Here is a 20,387-nt window from a genome sequence, read left to right as displayed (position 1 = left end):
CGTTGTCAGCTGCTCAGTGAAGGTCGTTCACTCAGCAAAATTTGGTAGAGCGGATTGTTGTCTTCAACCAGGTCGGCCAGGGTGTATTGGTCAAGCTCATGCAGAAAACTCTGCAGAGCATCATGCAGCGCTTTCTTCAGGCGGCAGGCTGAGGTGATGTGACAAAAGTCACTGTGGCAGTTCACCAACTGCAGCGGTTCCAGCGCGCGAACCACCTGACCAATCACAATGTCTCCGGCGGGTTGCCCCAGACGGATGCCACCATTTTTACCTCGTACGGCAGCAATGTACCCGGCACGACTAAGGTGATTGATAATTTTGACCATATGATTACGTGACACACCATAAGTGTCTGTCACTTCACTGATACTGGTCATCTGGCCTGCCGGTAGCGAAGCGAGATAGATCAGCGCGCGTAAGCCGTAATCGGTAAAACTGGTTAGCTGCACGATAACCTCAAAGATACAACCGCAGGTGAAGTTGTGATCCGCTCAAGAATTTGTATGGTTAACAATGATAATAAACCAGCCGGGGCTAGCCGGGCCATTTTATTTAAGGTGAGAACGGCAGAAGGGAACGGCAGGAAACCGGTACTGACTAAGAGCTGGCCGGGCAACGCCCGGCCTGAAACGACATTATGCGTCAAACGGGTCGCGCAGAATCATGGTTTCACTACGGTCCGGGCCGGTAGAAATAATATCAATCGGCACACCGGTTACGTCTTCAACGCGCTTGATATAGTCAAGCGCTGCCTGCGGCAGACCGTCCAGCGTTTTCACACCAAACGTGGTCTCAGACCAGCCTGGCATGGTTTCATAAATCGGTTCAATACCTTCCCAGCCTTCTGCTGCCAGCGGGGTAGTGGTCACTTCGCGGCCGTCTGGCATGCGGTAAGCAACGCAGATTTTCACCTCTTTCAGGCCATCCAGCACGTCCAGTTTGGTCATGCAGAAGCCGGAAAGGGAGTTAATCTGAACGGCACGGCGCACGGCAACCGCATCCAGCCAGCCGGTACGACGACGACGACCCGTGGTGGCTCCGAACTCGTTCCCCTGCTTGCACAGGAATTCACCGGTTTCATCAAACAGTTCGGTCGGGAACGGACCTGCACCCACACGAGTGGAGTACGCTTTGACGATCCCCAGCACGTAGTCAACATAACGGGGACCAATGCCTGACCCCGTTGCTACGCCACCGGCGGTGGTGTTGGACGAGGTGACATACGGATAAGTACCGTGGTCGATATCCAGCAGTGTGCCCTGTGCGCCTTCGAACATAATCAGGTCGCCACGCTTGCGCGCGCCGTCCAGCAGTTCGGAAACGTCAACCACCATCCCGGTGAGGATGTCGGCAATCGCCAGAGTATCCGCCAGCACTTTGTCGTAGTCTACTGCGTCAACTTTGTAATAATTCACCAGCTGGAAGTTATGGAATTCCATCACTTCTTTCAGCTTCGCCGCGAAGGTTTCTTTGTTGAACAGATCGCCCACACGCAGGCCACGACGGGCTACTTTATCTTCATAAGCCGGCCCGATACCACGACCGGTGGTGCCGATGGCTTTTGCGCCGCGCGCTTTTTCACGTGCCACGTCCAGCGCGACATGATACTCAAGGATCAGCGGGCAGGCTTCGGAAATGAACAGACGCTCGCGTACCGGGAAGCCGCGATCTTCCAGACCCTTCATCTCTTTCATCAGCGCAGCAGGAGACAGCACAACACCGTTGCCGATGATGCTGGTCACGTTCTCACGCAGGATGCCAGAGGGAATTAAGTGGAGGACGGTTTTCTCACCGTTGATGACTAGCGTATGGCCAGCGTTATGGCCTCCCTGGTAGCGCACTACGTATTTAGCACGTTCAGTCAGGAGGTCAACTATCTTACCTTTACCTTCGTCACCCCATTGGGTGCCCAGTACGACGACGTTCTTACCCATTTTTCAAAATCACCGATTGCTTAAAAAAGGATTCTACCATCGTCATTTCCCTCTTTCAGCAGTTTTAGCATACGATTGCGTACTTTTTTGCCAGCGAGGGAGATGTACACCCCGGTTTGCCGGGTATTTTTGATTCAACCCGCGCCACCACGATTAAGCATGTAGTAGATCACCGCACCGGCAACGACCAGCCCACCCCCTACCCGGCGCAGCAGGCCATCCGGCATCTGCGCCATCGAAAGAATCATCCGCCGCCAGAGCTTCGGATAGAGCATCGGGCCTAGCCCTTCGAATACCAGCACTAAGCCCAACGCCATCCACACCGTTCCATTCATCTCTTTCACTCACTGTCTGGTTTTAACAGAAACATAAAAAAAGGGCCGGAAGCAATCCGGCCCTTTCGATCTTTTTACAACGGGTTAGCGCGTCGTGGTTGACGGACTCTTCATAAAGCGGAAGAAGTCGCTGTCCGGACTTAACACCATGACATCCTGATTGCTCTTGAAGCTGTTTTCATAAGCACGCAGGCTACGGATAAAGGCATAGAAGTCGGGATCCTGGCTGAAGGCATTCGCAAACAGTTTTGCCACTTCCGCATCACCTTCACCCTGAGTAATCAGCGCCTGACGGCGCGCTTCTGCCAGGGTACGTTCCACTTCATAATCGGCCTGAGCTCTGACTTTTGCTGCTTCTTCCGCACCCTGAGCACGCTGGCTACGGGCAACGGATTCACGCTCTGCACGCATACGTGCATAGATAGCGTCAGACACTTCTGTTGGCAGGTTAATCTGCTTAATACGCACATCCACTACCTGGATACCCAGCGCCGCCATACTGTTCGGGTTGATAGGCGGTTCATTACTGTTGGTCTCGCTCTCTACGCGCTTGGCAACAGAGGCAATGGCATCATCGGCAGCTGGCGTAGCAACTTCATCATCCTGGCCTGCACTACCGGTGTTCAGGGCATCGCGGACGTCTGTGGTCAGACGACCACGCGAGTCTGTCACGATATCTTTCACATCCAGGCGGCCAATCTCAGAACGCAGACGGTCACTGAACTTACGTTTCAGCAGCACTTCCGCCTGAGAAATATCCCCCCCGCCAGTGGCAAGGTAGTAACGGCTGAAGTCGCTTACACGCCATTTGATATAGGAATCAACGATCAGGTCTTTCTTCTCTTTGGTGACGAAGCGGTCGGCCTGGTTGTCCATGGTCTGGATACGCGCATCAAGTGACTTTACCGACTCCAGGAACGGGATCTTAAAGTGCAGACCTGGCGCATAGACCAGCGGTTTATTATCTGAATCACGCAGAACCTTGCCAAAGCGCATCACAATGCCACGCTGGCCTTCCTGCACAACAAACAGTGACGCGTACAGCACCACCAGCACAACAATCAATACTACGATTAATGGCTTACGCATCGCTTATTCTCTCCCTTCGCGCTGGGTATCGTTACGCTGAGCATTCACCCGGCGCTGATCCATAATGTCGTCCGGACTGAACGACGAACTGCCGCTGGCGCGTTCGTTACTGCCTGATGCCGGTGGCAGACGCAGCAGCCCACCGCTGGCATCCTGGCTGTTGGCAGAAGCCCCCTGGCCACGCATCAGCTGGTCCAGTGGCAGTACCATCAGGTTGCTGCCTTTATCGTTAACCAGCACCTTGCGGGTATGACCCAGCACGCGCTCCATGGTTTCGATATACAGACGCTCACGGGTGATCTGCGGTGCTGCTTTGTATTCCGGCAGGATACGCGCAAAGCTATCCACTTCACCCTGTGCTTCCAGGGTCACGCGGGACTTGTAGGCACGCGCTTTTTCCAGAATGCCCTGCGCATCACCACGGGCACGTGGCAGTTTGTCATTGGCATAGGCTTCAGCTTCACGCACTGCCTGCTCACGGTTTTCACGCGCGGCGATCGCATCATCGAAGGAGGCTTTCACATCTTCCGGTGGGCGTGCCGTCTGGAAGTTGACGTCAAGCAGGGTGATGCCCATGTCGTACGGACGAATGGTTTCTTCCAGCTCACGCTGCGTTTCGCTACGCACGACGGTACGGCCTTCGGTCAGGATACGATCCATGGTCGAACGGCCAATAACGCCACGCAGCGCGCTGTCGGTTGCCTGACGCAGGCTGTCATCAGCACTGGTCACCGCAAACAGATAGCGCTCTGGGTTTGTCACGCGGTACTGCACGTTCATTTCAACACGCACAACGTTCTCATCCGAGGTCAGCATGGTGCCTGAAGCAGACAGCTCACGAACGGCCTCCACGTTCACCGCGCGAACCTGATCAACGAAAGTCGGCTTCCAGTTCAGACCCGGTTCAACCAGATGGCTGAATTTACCGAAGCGTGTTACCACGCCGCGTTCGGCCTCTTTGATGGTGTAGAAGCCGCTGGCCGCCCAGATCACGACCGCAGCCACGGCCACGATACCTACCAGACGCCCGGCATTGCCCGGCTTACGCTGCGCGCCGCCGTTGCCGCTACCTGACCCGTCACCGCCGCTTTTTTTACCACCGCCCAGTCCGCCGAGCTTATTGCTCAGTTTACGGAAGATATCATCTAAATCAGGAGGCCCTTTATCGCGCCCTCCTTTATTTCCCCCAGAGTTGCCGCCTTGATTATTGCTGCTTCCCCACGGGTCGCGGTCCTGTCCGTTATTCCCGGGCTGATTCCACGCCATGTTTATACTCCATTAATTGTGTGTGCGGTGGTATCCCAGGCCGGGATACACGTGTCAGGCAACTATGTAATCGACCAGCGAAGGTTCCTGCTTGCACAGGCGTCGCCAGTCAACGATCGGCATACGCACCTGTAACCCTACGCTGCCATCGTCTTCATTCCACTCTTTCTCTATCGCCTGCAATTGGTAAAAGCGGCTGCGTAGCCGCCCGGCTGCTGCTGGCAAACGCAGATCGTACTGAGCAATTTCACCAGCCAGACGCTCGGTCAGCGCCTGAAACAGCAGCGGAATCCCCTCACCGGTCTGCGCTGAAAGCCAGACGCGGATGGGCAGATTCTCTTCATCACGATCGATACGCGGAACGAAATCGTCCAGCATATCGATTTTATTCATCACCAGCAGGCTGGGAATATCATCGGACTCAATTTCTTCCAGCACGACATTGACAGCATTGATGTTGTCCTCGATGCGCGCATCGGCAGCATCAATCACATGCAGCAGCAGTGCGGCCTCGCGGGTTTCCTGCAGCGTCGCTTTAAACGCCGCCACCAGGTCATGAGGCAGGTGGCGGATAAAACCGACGGTATCGGCCAGTACCACCTCCCCCACATCCACCACGTCGACACGACGTAACGTCGGGTCAAGAGTGGCGAACAGCTGGTCAGCCACATAGACCTCAGAAGTGGTAAGGCGGTTAAACAGCGTAGACTTGCCGGCGTTGGTATACCCCACCAGCGACACGGTAGGCACATCGGCCTTGTTACGCGCCTGCCTGCCCTGTTCACGCTGTTTCGACACGCGCTCCAGGCGCGAGAGGATCAGCGTGATACGGTTACGCAGAAGACGACGGTCCGTCTCCAGCTGGGTTTCACCCGGGCCGCGCAGGCCGATCCCGCCTTTCTGGCGCTCAAGGTGCGTCCAGCCGCGAACGAGGCGCGTGGCAAGGTGGCGGAGCTGGGCCAGCTCAACCTGCAGTTTACCTTCATGGGTACGGGCGCGTTGGGCGAAGATATCCAGAATCAGTCCGGTGCGGTCAATGACCCGGCACTCGCAGAGCGCTTCAAGATTGCGCTCCTGCGCCGGACTGAGGGCATGATCGAACAGTACCACGCTGGCACCGCTCTCTTTTACCGCTTCGGCTATTTCAACAGCTTTTCCTTCACCGACAAAATATTTGGGGTGTGGCGATTTGCGGCTGCCAGTAACAACACGCAGCGCTTCTACGCCAGCAGAAGACACCAGGGTTTCAAACTCCTGTAAGTCTTCAGTATCTCTGTCTTGCGAGAAATAGATGTGCACCAGTACGGCCTGCTCACCGGCATCATAACGGTCAAACAAACTTTAGACCTCTCAATACTTTGTTAAACCTGCTGCGCGTTGGCCATACTGCGTCAAAACCAGATTCAAAATGCGCGTTCAGCTCACTAAACGGCGTTTTTTGCATGGATTCTCTTAATGACTTAAGCGCAATAAGGAAGCCAGGCGATAAATTCGTTGCCATAAAAACATTGCCAGGACGGGGAACCGGTAACAAAAGACCCCCGTCCAGGAGGGACAGTCACGCTACTTATTCTGCGTCATCACTGTCTTGCTGAGGCTGAGAAGACGCCCCCTGGTTACTGCCGCTATGATGATAGTTGCTGCTTCCGCCACCCGCATTGTTGCTGTGGTGGGAGACCGGACGGGACGGAACAACGGTAGAGATCGCGTGCTTATACACCATCTGGCTAACCGTGTTCTTTAAAAGAATAACAAATTGATCAAACGACTCGATCTGGCCCTGAAGTTTGATGCCGTTTACCAAATAAATCGAAACCGGAACACGTTCGCGACGCAGTGCGTTCAAGAACGGATCTTGCAATGATTGCCCCTTAGCCATTCTATCTTTTCCTTATATGCTTGTTGTTTGTAACTTAAGAACCATACGGTTCGAAATATGACGTAAAAAATTTGCGCAAGATAACGCACCAATTGTACACAATCACCCAGGCTTCGCACTAAGAACCTGTAACACGCGGGCATAGGCCGCATCAGGCTGTTCACTGTCAAGCCAGTGAACATCTTTCCAGCCACGTAACCATGTTATCTGGCGTTTAGCCAACTGCCGGGTTGCGCAAATTCCCCGATAAACCATGTCATCGTAATCAATTTCACCGGATAAAAATGACCACATCTGGCGATAACCAACACAACGAATGGAAGGCATATCCGTATGCAAATCACCTCGTGCAAAGAGCGCCCGAGCCTCCGCTTCAAACCCTGACGTTAACATCTGATGAAACCGCTGCTCAATACGCTGATGAATTAATTCGCGATTCGCGGGTGCGATGGCGAACTGTGCAACATCGTACGGCAGTGGGTCGCCCGAGGTTTTAGTCAGTTCCGTTAAAGTTTTACCCGAAATGAAAAAAACTTCCAGTGCTCGCGAGAGTCTCTGGGGATCATTCGGATGAATACGACGTCCAGCAACGGGATCAACATCACATAACTGACGGTGAAGCGCTTCCCAGCCCTCTTCACGCGCCATCTGCTCTATACGCTGACGTACCTCTGGATCCGCCGAGGGCAACGGCGATAATCCTTCCAGTAATGCCTTGTAATAAAGCATGGTGCCACCAACAAGCAACGGAATTTTACCCTGTCGGGTAATTTCCGCCATTTCAGCCAGTGCATCGCGCCGAAACTCCGCGGCCGAATAGGCCTCAGCAGGATCGCGAATGTCCAGCAAACGATGGGGCGCAAGACGCCTTTCTTCCGCGGTAGGTTTGGCAGTACCAATATCCATTCCGCGATAGATCAGCGCCGAATCAACACTGATCAGCTCTACCGGTAACGCCTGGCGCAGGGCAATTGCCAGGGCGGTTTTACCGGAGGCCGTCGGCCCCATCAAAAATATTGCCTTAGGCAGGCCAGCCGTGGATTGTTCACTCATGCTTCAGGGCGTTCATCGCCGTTTCAATATCGATGTATTGCAGTAATCCAGAAGGTGGCGATTTCACTAACTGCGGGCAAAGTCGTTCGACTTCTGCCAGCAAGGTAATCGCCTGCGAGTGATTCCAGTGCTGATATTCAGAAACTGACTGACGCGCTAACCACTGCGCCGTCTGGCTTGCTGAAACATCCTGCTGCCGGGCCAGATACCCTAACATTTCTGGAATCAAGTTTTGTAAATTTTGTTGGCGTAATGGTAAAGGCACGGCGCGTAACATCACATGATGGGCGTCAAACAGCAGGTCAATCCCCATCAGCGTTAGCAGGTCCGACTGCCGCTGACCCGCTTCACGCTCTGCTTTTTCCAGTTTAAGCCGGACCGGAATGAGCAATGGCTGGGGCTTCAACCCTTCACTACCGGGTTCCAGCTGCATCTGCTTCAACCAGCGTTCTGCCACCGCCAGTGCGATCAATGCCACACCCGAACTGCCGTCAACCAGCGCATACTGCTCGTGTACGACGGTCAGCACGCGACCAAAACTGTGCACGTGCCCGGACAGCGGGGCAGGCTTTTCATCTTTTACCCGCCTTTCCGGGCGCGGATCATCACGAACAGCCGGTGCAGATGGCGCGGGCGGGGTAGTCAACAGCTGTTGATAGACCGTGCCCTCGCGTTTCTGATACTGCGGTTCCTGCCGCGGCCAGCTGTTTCCAGCACCACCGCGTTGCCCCTGGTCGGTGGAAGCAGATCGCGGCGCAGCAGCAGGGGCCGGTTCAGAGAAGTGATTGCCCCCCGCCGCCTGACGGTTCTCCGGCTGCCAGCGTTCAGCAGGCGCAGATGGCACATCCGGCAGCACTTCCGCTCCGGTCTCCTGTAAAACGCTGATCACGCCCTGATAAATAAAATCATGTACCAGCCGTGACTGATGGAAGCGCACCTCATGTTTTGCCGGGTGAACATTGACATCGACCTGGTAGGGATCAATATCCAGATACAGCACATACGCGGGCTGATGCTGATCACCCAGCTTATCCTGATACGCCTGACGGATAGCGTGGTTAATTAACCGGTCACGCATCATGCGGCCGTTAACGTAGCAGTACTGCAAATCGCTAAGCGCTTTCGACCCCACCGGGTCAGCCACCCAGCCGCGCAGGCTCAAATCACCGTGCTGCCACTCAATGTTCAGAGCATGAGCCATAAAGGCCGTGCCGCAGATGGCCGCCACGCGCCGCTCACGCTGGGTGTTGTCACTGACGCCACGATACTGACGCACCAGCTTGCCGTTATGACTGAGAGAGATAGCCACGTCAAATCGTGCCAGCGCGATGCGGCGGATGACTTCATCAATATGGGTAAATTCGGTTTTTTCGGTGCGCATAAACTTGCGCCGCGCCGGGGTATTGTAGAAAAGATCCAGCACTTCCAGCGTGGTACCAACCGGGTGTGCCGCCGGTTTGACGGTGACCGCCTGGTCGCGCCCTTCCGCATAGGCCTGCCAGGCTTCACTTTGTGCTTCAGTGCGGGACGTCAGGATCAAACGCGATACGGAACTGATGCTGGCCAGCGCCTCACCACGAAACCCGAGGCTGATAATCGCCTCCAGGTCATCCAGCGAGGCAATCTTACTGGTCGCATGGCGGGCCAGTGCCATCGCCAGTTCGTCTTTATTGATACCAGAGCCGTTATCTCGAATGCGGATCAGCTTTGCGCCGCCTTTCTCAATATCGATGTCAATGCGCGTAGCCCCCGCATCCAGACTATTCTCCACCAGCTCTTTTACCACCGATGCCGGGCGCTCAACCACTTCTCCTGCGGCAATCTGGTTAGCAAGCTGTGGCGGTAATACCTGAATGGGCATGATCTATCCTCTGGAACAGTTTGGCACGGCGCGACCGGGTATTTATCGGGGCGACTGCAAAAAATGATCGCCCCGATATTATCCGTCCATAGTTATGACGCCGGGATTTTTAACGTCTGCCCCAGCATCACATTCTGCGACTTCATCTTATTCGCCTGCTGGATAGCCTGCGGACTGACACCGTATTTCACGGCAATCGCCGTCAGCGAATCACCGCGTACGACTTTATGCCTGGCGGGCTTGCGGCTGCTCACCGCCGCCGCAGAAGCCGTTTTACTCCCGGCAGGAACCTTCAGTCGCTGCCCTACCCACACCACATCTTTTTTTAACGTGTTCATGGCGCGCAGTGTCGACATACTGACACCATAGCTTTCGGCGATACCGGAAAGTGTCTCTCCGCGTTTCACCACATGGCGCTGAACCGCACCGGTATATTCTGTGCTGGCAGGAGCCGGGTTAGCCTGGACTTCAACCGCCGTTGCGGCCTGCAACGGTCGGTTTTCCTCCTTTGGGATGGATTGTAGCGGGTGCGCCAGGAAGTAGTTGCGCAGGCCTTTATAAATCGACTCGGCAATCTTCTGCTGGTAAGCACTGCTGCCCAGCAGCCGCTCCTCCGAAGGGTTACTGATAAAGCCGGTTTCCACCAGCAGAGAAGGAATATCCGGCGAGCGGAGTACGCCCAGGCTGGCATGTTCCGGCCGGCGCTTGTGCAGCGCACCGACGCGCTGTAGCTGCGCAATCACTTTGACGGCAACATCATAGCCCACGCGCTGCGAATGCCCGAACTGCAGATCCAGCACCGCCTGACTCAGATAGGGATCCGCCTGGCTGTTGGCCAGCAAATCGCCCGCACCGCCTAACAGTTCTGACTGCTTCTCATGCTGCTCCAGCCAGCCCGCCATTTCACTGTTAGCACGGCGGTTCGACAGCACCCACACCGAAGCCCCGGAAGCACTGCGGTTAGGGGCAGCATCCGCGTGAATGGACACCAAAAGATTAGCGTTCTGCTTGCGTGCCACATCGGAGCGACCCATGACGGAGATAAAATAGTCGCCATCACGGGTCATTACACCTTTAAACATCGGGTCGGCGTTCAGCAGCGCTTTCAGCTTCCGCGCTATGGCAATGGTGACGTTTTTCTCTTTCAGACCGCCACCGCCAATCGCACCCGGATCCTGTCCGCCGTGACCGGCATCGATCGCCACAATCACGGTATCATTACTGCTGCGGGCACTGCGTGGACGCGCCACCTCGTTGCCGCTGCTGACCGAAGTCACCGGATTGGCATCAAACGGACTTTTGGGTGGAGGGCTGACCGGACGGGAAGGAGACACAGTGCTCACCGCGGCCTGTCGGCTTGCCTGGGCTGGCTGCGTGCCGGAAATGGTGAACACCACATTGTAGCTACTGCCGTTACGCTGCGTGACCGCCCGGGTCTTACCCCGCTGAGTCAGCTCAAACACCAGCCGGATACTCTGACTGTCTTTGGCGGTACTGGACCGGATGCGCTTCACTATGTTCTCACCGCTGAAGGTCAGCGGCAGCCCCTGCACGATACCGCTCTGGCGAATATCCAGTACCACGCGGTCCGGGTTATGTAACGGAAAGAACGCGTAAACCGGTTGCCCGGCAAAGCTCAGCGTGACCTGGGCTTCATTACTGCCGTTAGAGACTTTAATATCGGATAAGTTGGCTGCCGCTGCACTGAAGGTGCAGCAGAACAGGGCCAGCAGGCACCAGGCTTTCAATCGCAGCATCATGCTCCATCCTGTTCAGCGGTCAGGCGTTGTAACATCGTTTCACCGCGAGGCGAGCAGGCGCAAAGTCGCGCTTCTCGCGCGTGTCCCTGATAAGAGAGATGCAGCTCAACATCCGGCTCCGGCAGGACGCCAGCCCCCTGCTGAGGCCACTCGACCAGGCACAGGCTGTCCGGGCCGAAATAATCACGGATCCCCATAAATTCCAGTTCTTCCGGGTCAGAAAGGCGGTAAAGGTCAAAGTGATACACCCGGCGATTTGGCAGGACATAAGGCTCAACCAGCGTATAAGTGGGACTTTTTACATTTCCCTGATGGCCAAGCGCCTGTAAGAAGCCACGGCTAAAGGTGGTTTTACCTGCACCGAGGTCGCCATAAAGATAGAGTATCGCCGCGCCATCACAGGCGCGGGCCAGGCGGGCACCCAAATCGAGGGTTGCTGCCTCATCGGGCAGTGCAATTACACAGGTCATCATTCTTTTGTATTCGAGATCTCAGGATTGACAAACGGATACAGCATCAGGAGCAGGTCGCTGGCTAACATACCGCGCGTACCGCGCTGCTGTGCCACTGCGTCAGCCGCCGCTCCGTGCACTACGCATCCTGCGCAGGCAGCATCGTACAGTGAGAGCTTTTGCCCTGCCAGACTGCCGATAATACCAGATAACACATCTCCCATTCCCCCGCTGGCCATACCGGCGTTACCAACATCAGCAATCGCCAGTTCGCCCTGTTCGCGGGAAATTAACGTCCCGGCACCTTTGAGCACGACAATGCCACCATAACGCGTTGCCAGACGGCGTACAGCCAGTAAGCGGTCACTCTCAATCTCACTGACTTTACAGTTCAGCAGCCTTGCGGCTTCACCGGGGTGCGGCGTAATAATTCGATTTTGACGTTTATCGGGGCTGATTGCCAGCAGGTTAAGCGCATCGGCGTCCCAAAGCATCGTTTTCTGAGAGTTTTCTACCTTTTTCAAGGCGTTCTTACCCCAGGCCCCCTGGCCCAGGCCGGGGCCGATAACGATCGCGTCGGCCCATTCCAGCCCGGCATCCAGCGTTTTCTCGGTCATCTCATGCACCATCAACTCCGGACGTGCCGTCAGTAAGGGGCCTGTATTTTCAATGTGAGTAAGTACTCGCACCAATCCTGATCCGCTGCGTAATGCGGCTTCTGCTGTCATACGAATCGCCCCGGCAGTTCCATGATCGCCGCCAATCACCAGCAGGCGGCCGTGATCGCCTTTGTGTGAGGTCGGCCGTCTTGGCGGCAGCCAGGTGGCGAGATGGCTGGCATCGTAGCGGGCAATCGGCGCGACCTGACCTCGCAACCACGGATCAAGATTCAGGCTGTGATAATGCAGCTGTCCGACATGGTCACGCGCTTTACCGGTCAGTAACCCCGGTTTCAGAGCGATAAATGCCAGCGTCTGACACGCATTAACAGCCATTCCGGGAACAGTACCGTTAGCAGCCACTAACCCTGAGGGCACATCCAGCGCAAACACCGGGGCTGGATGGTCATTCATCCGCTCAATCAGCGCATCATAAGGCGCTTCAGGCGCGCGTTTAAGCCCGGTGCCGAGCAGTGCATCAACAATCACGTCAACAGAATCAGGCCAGGAAAGGCGCGCATCGTGGATCACGCCACCGGCCGCCAGCCAGTTTTCACGCGCCTCACGGGCTTCCTCTGGCGGGGTTTTATTCCCTTCCACTGCAATCAGCGTTACCTTCAGCCCGGCAGCCTGTGCCAGACGCGCCACGACAAAGCCGTCACCACCATTGTTGCCGTGCCCGCACAGGACCAGCCAGTGGTGCGCCTGCGGCCAGTGCTGCCGTAGTAAACTGAACGCCGCTTCCCCCGCGCGCTGCATCAGTTCAAACAGGGTGATACCCAGACTGTCTGCCCCCTCACGCTCCAGCCCGGCGACCGCCTCCACAGGCCAGACAGAATAGGGTAAACTGATACGGTCTTTTTGCTGGTTCAGGTTATTCATGTCACATCCTCTCGATTATCATCAGCTCGCCCGGGATATTAAACAGTGGGGGCTGGCGCTCGGCTTTCAGCAGGTCGGTATCTGTGATACCGACTTAACCCTGGAAGAGCCCCGTCTTCAGGCCTGGCTGGACAAACAATACCACGGTGAAATGGACTGGATGGCGCGCCACGGGATGATGCGCGCCCGCCCCCATGAACTGCTGCCCGGTACGCTGCGCGTCATCAGCGTGCGGATGAATTATCTGCCAGCAAAAGCCGCCTTCGCCAGCACGCTAAAAAATCCCCGGCTGGGCTATGTCAGCCGTTACGCTCTCGGCCGCGATTATCACAAAGTATTACGCAATCGCCTGAAAAAGCTCGGCGATATGATCCGCGAACACTGTAGCGACGCCCAGTTCCGCCCCTTTGTCGATTCAGCACCGCTGCTGGAACGTCCGCTGGCCGCGAAGGCGGGTCTGGGCTGGACGGGTAAGCATTCGCTGATCCTTAATCGCGAAGCCGGATCCTGGTTTTTTCTCGGCGAACTGCTGATTGATCTACCGCTGCCGGTCGACAGTCCGGTCGAAGAGAACTGTGGACGCTGCGTTGCCTGCATCACTACCTGCCCGACAGGGGCCATCGTAGAGCCTTACACCGTCGATGCCCGCCGCTGTATCTCTTATCTCACCATCGAGTTAGAAGGTGCGATTCCCGAAGCGTTTCGTCCCTTGATCGGTAACCGCATTTACGGCTGCGATGACTGCCAGCTGATTTGCCCGTGGAACCGTTACGGGCAGCTCACGGATGAAGATGATTTCAGCCCGCGCGCCGTCCTGCACGCCCCACCGCTGACGGAGCTTTTCGCCTGGGATGAGGCTAAATTTTTACGGATTACGGAAGGATCAGCCATCCGGCGTATTGGCCATTTGCGCTGGCTGCGCAATATAGCGGTAGCGCTCGGCAATGCCCCCTGGGATGAAAGCCATCTGAAAGCACTGGAAGCGCGTCGCGGTGAGCATGCCATGCTGGATGAACATATTGACTGGGCGATTGCCTGCCAGCTGGCACGACGCGATGAACATACCATTGAAGTACAGAGCAGCCAGCAGAAACGCCTGGTGCGTACGATCGAGAAGGGATTACCACGTGATGCTTAAATGCACAACCAAGTGAGATTTTCCCCTGCGAAATGTTTTCCACATGCTGTGAATAAAAATAAAAAATCGTTGTCATTCAATCGTCACAGAAACAGCAAGCGATCCAGATAACAATTTGAAATATTAATAATTGATTTAAAAACAGCGAGTTACGAAAGATATGGAATAAGCAGCTGTTTCTTCGCGCGCGAAGATCAATAACATAACCTGTGGATAAGTCTGTTTAAAAGATTTTTATGATGGCAGAATGCAGGCTGTCTCACGGCGTCAGGCGCTGTGGATAAATCTGAAGGCAATTGAGAAATATTTTTATCTGGAGCGGGAAACGAGACTCGAACTCGCGACCCCGACCTTGGCAAGGTCGTGCTCTACCAACTGAGCTATTCCCGCTGAGGAGTGATGCTGCTTTAATACACTAAAAAGCATGTAACTTATTGATTAAACTGCTTTTTATCTCTCTGTTTCACAGGAGAGGTCGCTATTATGGACCTGTTTACGGGTGCTGGCAAGCCTTGCGGCAAAAAAAATTCAACCGGCTAAAAAAAACCCGCACTGAGTTACCACACTCGCCTGACACGAGACGCTCCTTATCCCCACCACGTGCTAACGCGCCAGTAAATCAATATGGAACTGGCGTATTAAAATGTGCAAATCAGTATCAACCTCATTAATACTAATACCGAAAAAAAACCATTGGTAATAAAACGATTATTTTACTAAAAATACTGAAAACAAAATAATAAAATCATTAAAAACCTATAGACAATAATAAAATTAACCTATTAGTTAACATCAATGAATAACAATATCGATAATCACACGCCCTGATTGACATAAAGCCGTTTACATCGCTACCATTATTCTGTTAAATCCCACACTGAATGACTGTATTACCAGGAAAAAACAAGGCCCTTTTAAATCAATAAAAAAAGTCAAACCTCCTCTCGTTAGGAAATTACTTAAATTAACGGACTATTATCGATATGAATAAGATATTCAAAGTAATTTGGAATAAAAGCGCCCAGTGTTTCGTGGTGTCTTCTGAGCTGGCAAAAAGTACCGTAAAAAGCGGACGAAAAAAATTAACACCGGCAAGCCAGGGAAGCTCCACGATGTTAAGCTCTTCGCTGCTGGTCTCCTCGTTACTGATGGCCATGTCCGGGTCGGCCTATGCGGCTAACGCAGAACCACCAGCAAACAGTATTAACCCGGAATATCAGACAGCAAATGGGTTGATCAGCATCGCAGGCGGTGGAAAAGGCGACGCCCACGCGACAGACAATAAAAATGGCCAGAATGATGAGTACAGCAATGACTACGGTATTGCTATCGGTGCACAGTCTAAAGGATTCTGGGCCAGCGTGGCCATGGGGGATACCGCTGAAGCACGGTCGCTCTACGGCACCGCCATTGGCCCTAAGGCCTCTATAGACGATGCCTCGGACTATGCCGTTGCACTGGGTAATAAGGCCAGTATAACGGCCAGTAACAACGGGGTGGTATTGGGCTCCAATGCCAGTCTTATCGGTGCCGAGAACTCGGTCGCTATAGGAAATGCAGCGTCCGTTAGTGGGGTTAAAAACGCCGTTGCCATAGGCGCAAACTCTACAGCAACCGAGGAAAATACCGTCTCCATTGGTTCTAAAGGGCAGGAGCGAAAACTGGTTAACCTGGCTGACGGAGAGATTTCTGCTGCGTCTAAAGAAGCGGTCAACGGCCGTCAGCTGAATAAAACGAATGAGCAGATTACTGCGTTCGAAACACGTATTAGCAAAAACTCCGCAGGCGTTAACAGCCTTATTGATGGCAGCGATGGCCTGATACAATTAAGCAAAAATAAAAAAACGCTACTCGTTGGTGGAGCCGCAGCCGGGACAACCACGTTTGACCTCGGTGCTCGAAAAATCACTGGCCTGCAGGAGGGCGAAGTCAATACAGGTTCCACCGATGCCGTCAACGGCAGCCAGCTGGCTGTAGTCAGAGATAGCGTTGCAGGTTTTGATGATAAAATCAGTGCTAACGAAAAAAATATCACCATCAACACCAGCGATATTGATGCACTGAATCAGGGACAGGCCGGCCTGGTTCAGTTGAGCAATGATGGAAGAGTCTTCATTAGCGACATTGCTCAAGAGGCGAAGATCTTTGACCTTGGCGACCGCAAAATCACTGGCCTGCAAAAGGGCGAACTCAGTGAAAGCTCCACCGACGCCATCAACGGTGCGCAGCTGTTTGAAACGAATGCGAATGTCGAAAAAAACACCAGCAATATTACCGACCTGACGCAAAATATCTCTAATATTTCGACTGGCAAAGCCGGTCTGGTGCAGTTAGCTGACGGCGGCAAGAGCCTGGTCTTTAGCGATGCGGCAAAAGAGGCGGATAAGTTTGAGGTCAACCGCACGTTGTCTGGTGTCACTGATGGCAATATCGCAGAAGGCTCAACGGAGGCCGTCAACGGCAGCCAGCTGTTTAAAACTGAGCAGGAAGTAAAGCAAAACACCGGTGATATTGCCAATCTGAACACCGGTAAGGCCGGACTGGTGCAGCTGGACGGGGAAAATCTGATTTTCAGCAGCGCGGCCGCCAGCGCGATGGTCTTTAATGTCGGAAACCGCACGATCAGCGGAGTGAAAGCAGCCACACTCAGTGCAGACTCAACCGAAGCCGTTAACGGCAGTCAGCTGCATGCAACCAATGAGCGCGTTGAAAAAAACTCCGATGATATTGCCAAACTGGCCGGTAACAGCGGCGGTGGTGGGGCTGGCGGTATGCTGGAAATGAGTGGTGACGGGCAGTCCCTTGTCGTCAGTGAGGCAGGAAAAGGGGCATCCTCGCTCAATTTAGACGGCCGCACCATTAACGGAATTGGCGCAGGTGAGCTGAGTGCCACCTCTACCGAGGCGGTTAATGGCTCTCAACTGTTTGAAACCAATCAACAGGTTTTTAAAAACACTACCGATATCAGTAAATTAAGCAGTGACATCAGCAGTGGTAAGGCAGGCGTCACGCAGATTGATGGCGATAAAATCGTCTTCAACGATGGGGGAAAAGGCACAACAACCCTGGATGTCGGCGGGCGTAACGTCGCTAATATCAAAGAGGGTGAGCTGTCTAAGAACTCGAAAGATGCGGTTAACGGTTCTCAGCTTTTTGAGACGAATACTCACGTTGAGCAGAACACGGCAAACATTGAAATTAACCGTACAGATATTAATAAAAATAAGACAGATATTGCCAATAACTCATCAAAAATCACCAACCTTGAAAACGCCTTCTCAGGCATGAATCACTCATTCAGAAGCCTGGCGAAAGAAGTTAACAAGAATAAAAAACGGGCTGATGCCGGGATTGCAGGGGCGATGGCGATGACGGCCATTCCCCATGTGTATTCCGACGATTTCTCTTTCGGTATGTCGATGTCAGGCTACCGGGATCAGGGAGCGTTAGCCGCCGGGGTGACGTTCAAAACCAGTGAACATACGGCCATGAAAGTGAACTCTTCCTGGGATACTCAAAATGGCGCTGGCGTTGCCGCAGGTTTTGCCTGGGGCTGGTAAGGCCGATTGAATAATGGCCACCGGGGGAATTCCCGCTGGCCATAATAAGGTGAGTATTTCAATGAAGACTATTCTCAACGGCCTGATTATTATTATCGTTAGCTCAATCATTTCCACACTGTGTGCGCTCTACTTATCGGATAATAACAACAGCCTTTTTAAACGTTATGACCCCCCTGAAGTTAATAATCAGCACGAAGATGTTATCGAATCACTTAAAAAATCTGCTATTGCCGGTAATATTGAGTCGCAGTTTACACTGGGGACAATCTACTACCTGGGACGTCAGGTTCCCAAAGATGATGTGGCATCACGCTTCTGGTTTAACAACGCCTATAGCAATGGCAGCCTGGAAGCCCAGGTCAACCTTGCATCAATGTATCAATACGGTGAGGGTGGGAATAAGGACCTGAAAAAAGCACTTTCACTCTATGCCGATGCCGCACAAAAAGGTTCCCCCGTTGCTTTTTACAGTCTGGGAAAAATGTATCTGACGGGCGACGTTCTGGAGAAAAATGAGCGCTATGGCCTCTCTTTATTACAGGATTCCTGCACGGCAGGTTACGGCAAAAGCTGTCTTCTGCTGCGACAGCTTGCTCATGCTAATCCTGCGACGCAGCAATAGCGACGCAGCAATAATGCCCCTCAGGTGCATTATTGCTGCCGGTGAACGGCCAGCCTCGCCAGCGTTAAGGGTTCAGCTGCTGCCAGCGCTGATAAACTTTGATCGCATTGCTGCTTTTCTGCTGGATCATCGGCAGGCGACGTTGTTCTATCGGCTTGCTGTACTCTGCATAGAAGGTATTCAGTTCAAAGTACTTGCGGTTATCCTGATAAAAGGGTGCATAGTCTTCACGCGTTGTGAGGTAAATCACCTGCTTCGGACTGCAATAGTAGAGTGAGCCAAGGCACATCGGGCACGGACTGGCGAGAATATAAATATCGCAGTCACTAAGATTTTCCGTGCCGAGCCGCGTACAAGCCTGGCGGATAGCCAGAATTTCAGCGTGTGCGGTAGGATCGCTGGTTTGTGCTACCAGATTCGGACTCTCTGCAATAATCTCACCGTCACGCACGATCACCGTCGCAAACGGCCTTCCGCCCTCTTCCACGTTTTTCATCGCCAGATCGATAGTACGCTGTACAAAATCCATTATCATCTCCATGTCTGCTCAGAGTAGGGTTAACACAGATAAGGCTATGGTCTGTAAGCTATAATGTAAAAGACCCATTTATAATTGATGCCATAAGCTGTTCTTATAGGGAAGCCCATGCTGTTACGTCATATCCACTATTTTTTGGCGGTTGCCGAGCATCGTAGCTTTACCCGCGCCGCCACGGCCCTGCATGTCTCTCAGCCGGCGCTCTCTCAGCAAATTAAACAGCTGGAGGAGACGCTGGGCAGCCCACTATTCGATCGCAGCGGCCGGAATATGCGCCTGACTGATGCCGGAGAAACATACAGCCATTATGCAAAGCGGGCTCTGCGCGACCTGGCTGAGGGGCAGCGTGCGCTGCATGACGTGGAAAATTTACAACGAGGGGCGTTACGTGTGGCCATTAACCCCACCTTCACCCACTATCTGATGGGACCGCTAATCCAGGCCTTTCACCAGCGCTACCCCGCCATAACGCTGGAAATACGAGAGATGCCTCAGGAACCCATGGAGCAAAGCCTGCTGGATGACCGGTTAGATGTCGGCATAGGGTTTGACGTGCCGGGGCTGACCGGTATCACTGCTCAGGCGCTGTTTACCGAAACGCTGGCACTGGTCGTCGCCAGCCATCATCCCGGGGCCCTGCATCGGCGTATGGCGCTTGCGGCGCTGGATAAGGAGGAGCTGGTGCTGCTCACCGCTGAATTTTCCACCCGGGAACAGATTGATCGCTGCTGCCGGAAAAATAGCCTGAATCCGCAGGTATTGATGGAAGCAAATTCACTGAGCGCGGTGATTGAGATCGTCCGGCGAACCGGGCTTGCCAGCCTGCTGCCGGCAATGACGACCTTTGCGCATCCTGACCTGGTGGCCGTGGAACTCACGCCCCCGCTGCTGGAAAGGACGGCAGTGCTTTTACAGAGAAAGGGGGGATACCAGACTGCTGCGGCAAGAGCCTTTGTCGATCTTGCGCAGGAACAGGGGCACTACTTTGCGCAATTGCAGGCATAAAAAAAGAGCCTTTCGGCTCTTTTTTTACTGGTCCACAGAAATAGTGATTTCTCTGCGAACAAAATTTTGGAGCGGGAAACGAGACTCGAACTCGCGACCCCGACCTTGGCAAGGTCGTGCTCTACCAACTGAGCTATTCCCGCTTGGGTGGTGCTTTACTACGTAAAAAATTGGAGCGGGAAACGAGACTCGAACTCGCGACCCCGACCTTGGCAAGGTCGTGCTCTACCAACTGAGCTATTCCCGCTTGGGTGGTGCTTTACTACGTAAAAAATTGGAGCGGGAAACGAGACTCGAACTCGCGACCCCGACCTTGGCAAGGTCGTGCTCTACCAACTGAGCTATTCCCGC

General features: G+C 53.9%; 17 protein-coding genes, 4 tRNA genes and 1 pseudogene. 5 read left to right on the top strand and 17 right to left on the bottom strand.

Features of this window, described 5'->3' with window-relative positions; translation table 11 throughout:
- Positions 1-5: 5 nt before the first annotated feature.
- The 12 genes from nsrR to nnr all read right to left on the bottom strand — a co-directional run bounded on the left by nsrR (position 6) and on the right by nnr (position 13,170).
- Positions 6-449, bottom strand: a complete 444-nt coding sequence (gene nsrR / locus ACZ3HG_RS17750; protein WP_191927710.1) for a nitric oxide-sensing transcriptional repressor NsrR — start codon at positions 447-449, stop codon at positions 6-8.
- Between the two features lie 186 nt (positions 450-635).
- Complete coding sequence (locus ACZ3HG_RS17745) at positions 636-1,934, bottom strand: adenylosuccinate synthase (protein WP_191934335.1); 1,299 nt, start codon at positions 1,932-1,934, stop codon at positions 636-638.
- 134 nt (positions 1,935-2,068) lie between these two features.
- On the bottom strand, positions 2,069-2,269 hold the full coding sequence (locus ACZ3HG_RS17740; protein WP_062745790.1) for a DUF2065 domain-containing protein: 201 nt from the start codon (positions 2,267-2,269) through the stop codon (positions 2,069-2,071).
- Positions 2,270-2,353: 84 nt separating this feature from the next.
- Complete coding sequence (gene hflC / locus ACZ3HG_RS17735) at positions 2,354-3,358, bottom strand: protease modulator HflC (RefSeq protein WP_062745665.1); 1,005 nt, start codon at positions 3,356-3,358, stop codon at positions 2,354-2,356.
- A gap of 3 nt (positions 3,359-3,361) precedes the next feature.
- Positions 3,362-4,624 carry an FtsH protease activity modulator HflK gene (gene hflK, locus ACZ3HG_RS17730; protein ID WP_191934336.1) on the bottom strand — a complete coding sequence of 421 codons (1,263 nt, stop codon included), beginning with the start codon at positions 4,622-4,624 and terminating at the stop codon, positions 3,362-3,364.
- Between the two features lie 54 nt (positions 4,625-4,678).
- Positions 4,679-5,962, bottom strand: a complete 1,284-nt coding sequence (gene hflX, locus ACZ3HG_RS17725; RefSeq protein ID WP_191934337.1) for a ribosome rescue GTPase HflX — start codon at positions 5,960-5,962, stop codon at positions 4,679-4,681.
- Between the two features lie 229 nt (positions 5,963-6,191).
- Positions 6,192-6,503 (bottom strand): RNA chaperone Hfq, encoded by a 312-nt coding sequence (gene hfq, locus ACZ3HG_RS17720; RefSeq protein WP_191934338.1) that lies wholly within the window; start codon positions 6,501-6,503, stop codon positions 6,192-6,194.
- A gap of 102 nt (positions 6,504-6,605) precedes the next feature.
- On the bottom strand, positions 6,606-7,556 hold the full coding sequence (miaA, locus tag ACZ3HG_RS17715) for a tRNA (adenosine(37)-N6)-dimethylallyltransferase MiaA (RefSeq protein WP_191934339.1): 951 nt from the start codon (positions 7,554-7,556) through the stop codon (positions 6,606-6,608).
- Positions 7,549-9,417, bottom strand: coding sequence for a DNA mismatch repair endonuclease MutL (mutL, locus tag ACZ3HG_RS17710; protein WP_465333637.1), 1,869 nt, complete (start codon positions 9,415-9,417; stop codon positions 7,549-7,551). The genes miaA and mutL overlap by 8 nt, the downstream gene beginning before the upstream one ends.
- 92 nt (positions 9,418-9,509) lie before the next feature.
- Positions 9,510-11,177: an N-acetylmuramoyl-L-alanine amidase AmiB gene (gene amiB / locus ACZ3HG_RS17705; protein ID WP_465333635.1), complete on the bottom strand. Its 1,668-nt coding sequence runs from the start codon at positions 11,175-11,177 to the stop codon at positions 9,510-9,512.
- The gene (gene tsaE / locus ACZ3HG_RS17700) at positions 11,174-11,650 is read right to left on the bottom strand and encodes a tRNA (adenosine(37)-N6)-threonylcarbamoyltransferase complex ATPase subunit type 1 TsaE (RefSeq protein ID WP_465333633.1); all 477 of its coding nucleotides are present in this window, start codon (positions 11,648-11,650) and stop codon (positions 11,174-11,176) included. Before tsaE ends, amiB begins: the two co-directional genes overlap by 4 nt.
- The gene (gene nnr, locus ACZ3HG_RS17695; RefSeq protein WP_465333631.1) at positions 11,647-13,170 is read right to left on the bottom strand and encodes a bifunctional ADP-dependent NAD(P)H-hydrate dehydratase/NAD(P)H-hydrate epimerase; all 1,524 of its coding nucleotides are present in this window, start codon (positions 13,168-13,170) and stop codon (positions 11,647-11,649) included. The genes tsaE and nnr overlap by 4 nt, the downstream gene beginning before the upstream one ends.
- Here nnr and queG point away from each other — a divergent pair.
- Positions 13,169-14,308, top strand: a complete 1,140-nt coding sequence (gene queG / locus ACZ3HG_RS17690) for a tRNA epoxyqueuosine(34) reductase QueG (RefSeq protein ID WP_465333629.1) — start codon at positions 13,169-13,171, stop codon at positions 14,306-14,308. The two genes, nnr and queG, sit on opposite strands and share 2 nt — an antisense overlap.
- A 314-nt stretch (positions 14,309-14,622) precedes the next feature.
- On the opposite strand, the gene ACZ3HG_RS17685 is transcribed toward queG, so the two are convergent.
- Positions 14,623-14,698 (bottom strand) — tRNA-Gly (locus tag ACZ3HG_RS17685).
- A gap of 593 nt (positions 14,699-15,291) precedes the next feature.
- On the opposite strand from ACZ3HG_RS17685, the pseudogene ACZ3HG_RS17680 reads away from it, so the two are divergent.
- From ACZ3HG_RS17680 to ACZ3HG_RS17670, 3 genes and pseudogenes are all read left to right on the top strand, one after another.
- Positions 15,292-15,420: pseudogene (locus ACZ3HG_RS17680) on the top strand (ESPR domain-containing protein); the annotation flags it as partial.
- A complete protein-coding gene (locus tag ACZ3HG_RS17675; protein WP_465333754.1) occupies positions 15,421-17,868 on the top strand; it encodes a YadA-like family protein in 2,448 nt (815 codons plus the stop codon).
- A 61-nt stretch (positions 17,869-17,929) separates the two neighbouring features.
- Positions 17,930-18,493 (top strand): tetratricopeptide repeat protein, encoded by a 564-nt coding sequence (locus ACZ3HG_RS17670; protein ID WP_465333627.1) that lies wholly within the window; start codon positions 17,930-17,932, stop codon positions 18,491-18,493.
- A gap of 64 nt (positions 18,494-18,557) precedes the next feature.
- On the opposite strand, the gene ACZ3HG_RS17665 is transcribed toward ACZ3HG_RS17670, so the two are convergent.
- On the bottom strand, positions 18,558-19,022 hold the full coding sequence (locus tag ACZ3HG_RS17665) for a nucleoside deaminase (protein ID WP_465333625.1): 465 nt from the start codon (positions 19,020-19,022) through the stop codon (positions 18,558-18,560).
- A 117-nt stretch (positions 19,023-19,139) separates the two neighbouring features.
- Between ACZ3HG_RS17665 and cynR the strand changes: the two genes are divergently transcribed.
- Complete coding sequence (gene cynR / locus ACZ3HG_RS17660; protein WP_465333623.1) at positions 19,140-20,036, top strand: transcriptional regulator CynR; 897 nt, start codon at positions 19,140-19,142, stop codon at positions 20,034-20,036.
- A gap of 67 nt (positions 20,037-20,103) precedes the next feature.
- Here cynR and ACZ3HG_RS17655 read toward each other — a convergent pair.
- The 3 genes from ACZ3HG_RS17655 to ACZ3HG_RS17645 all read right to left on the bottom strand — a co-directional run bounded on the left by ACZ3HG_RS17655 (position 20,104) and on the right by ACZ3HG_RS17645 (position 20,387).
- Positions 20,104-20,179 (bottom strand) — tRNA-Gly (locus tag ACZ3HG_RS17655).
- 28 nt (positions 20,180-20,207) lie between these two features.
- Positions 20,208-20,283, bottom strand: a tRNA-Gly gene (locus tag ACZ3HG_RS17650).
- A gap of 28 nt (positions 20,284-20,311) precedes the next feature.
- Positions 20,312-20,387: transfer RNA gene (locus ACZ3HG_RS17645), tRNA-Gly, on the bottom strand.

It is taken from the genome of Erwinia sp. PME.40.26/001 (genome assembly GCF_055556675.1).
The sequence above is the reverse complement of the archived record's forward strand: the minus strand, read 5'-3'. Positions and strand labels throughout refer to the sequence as shown.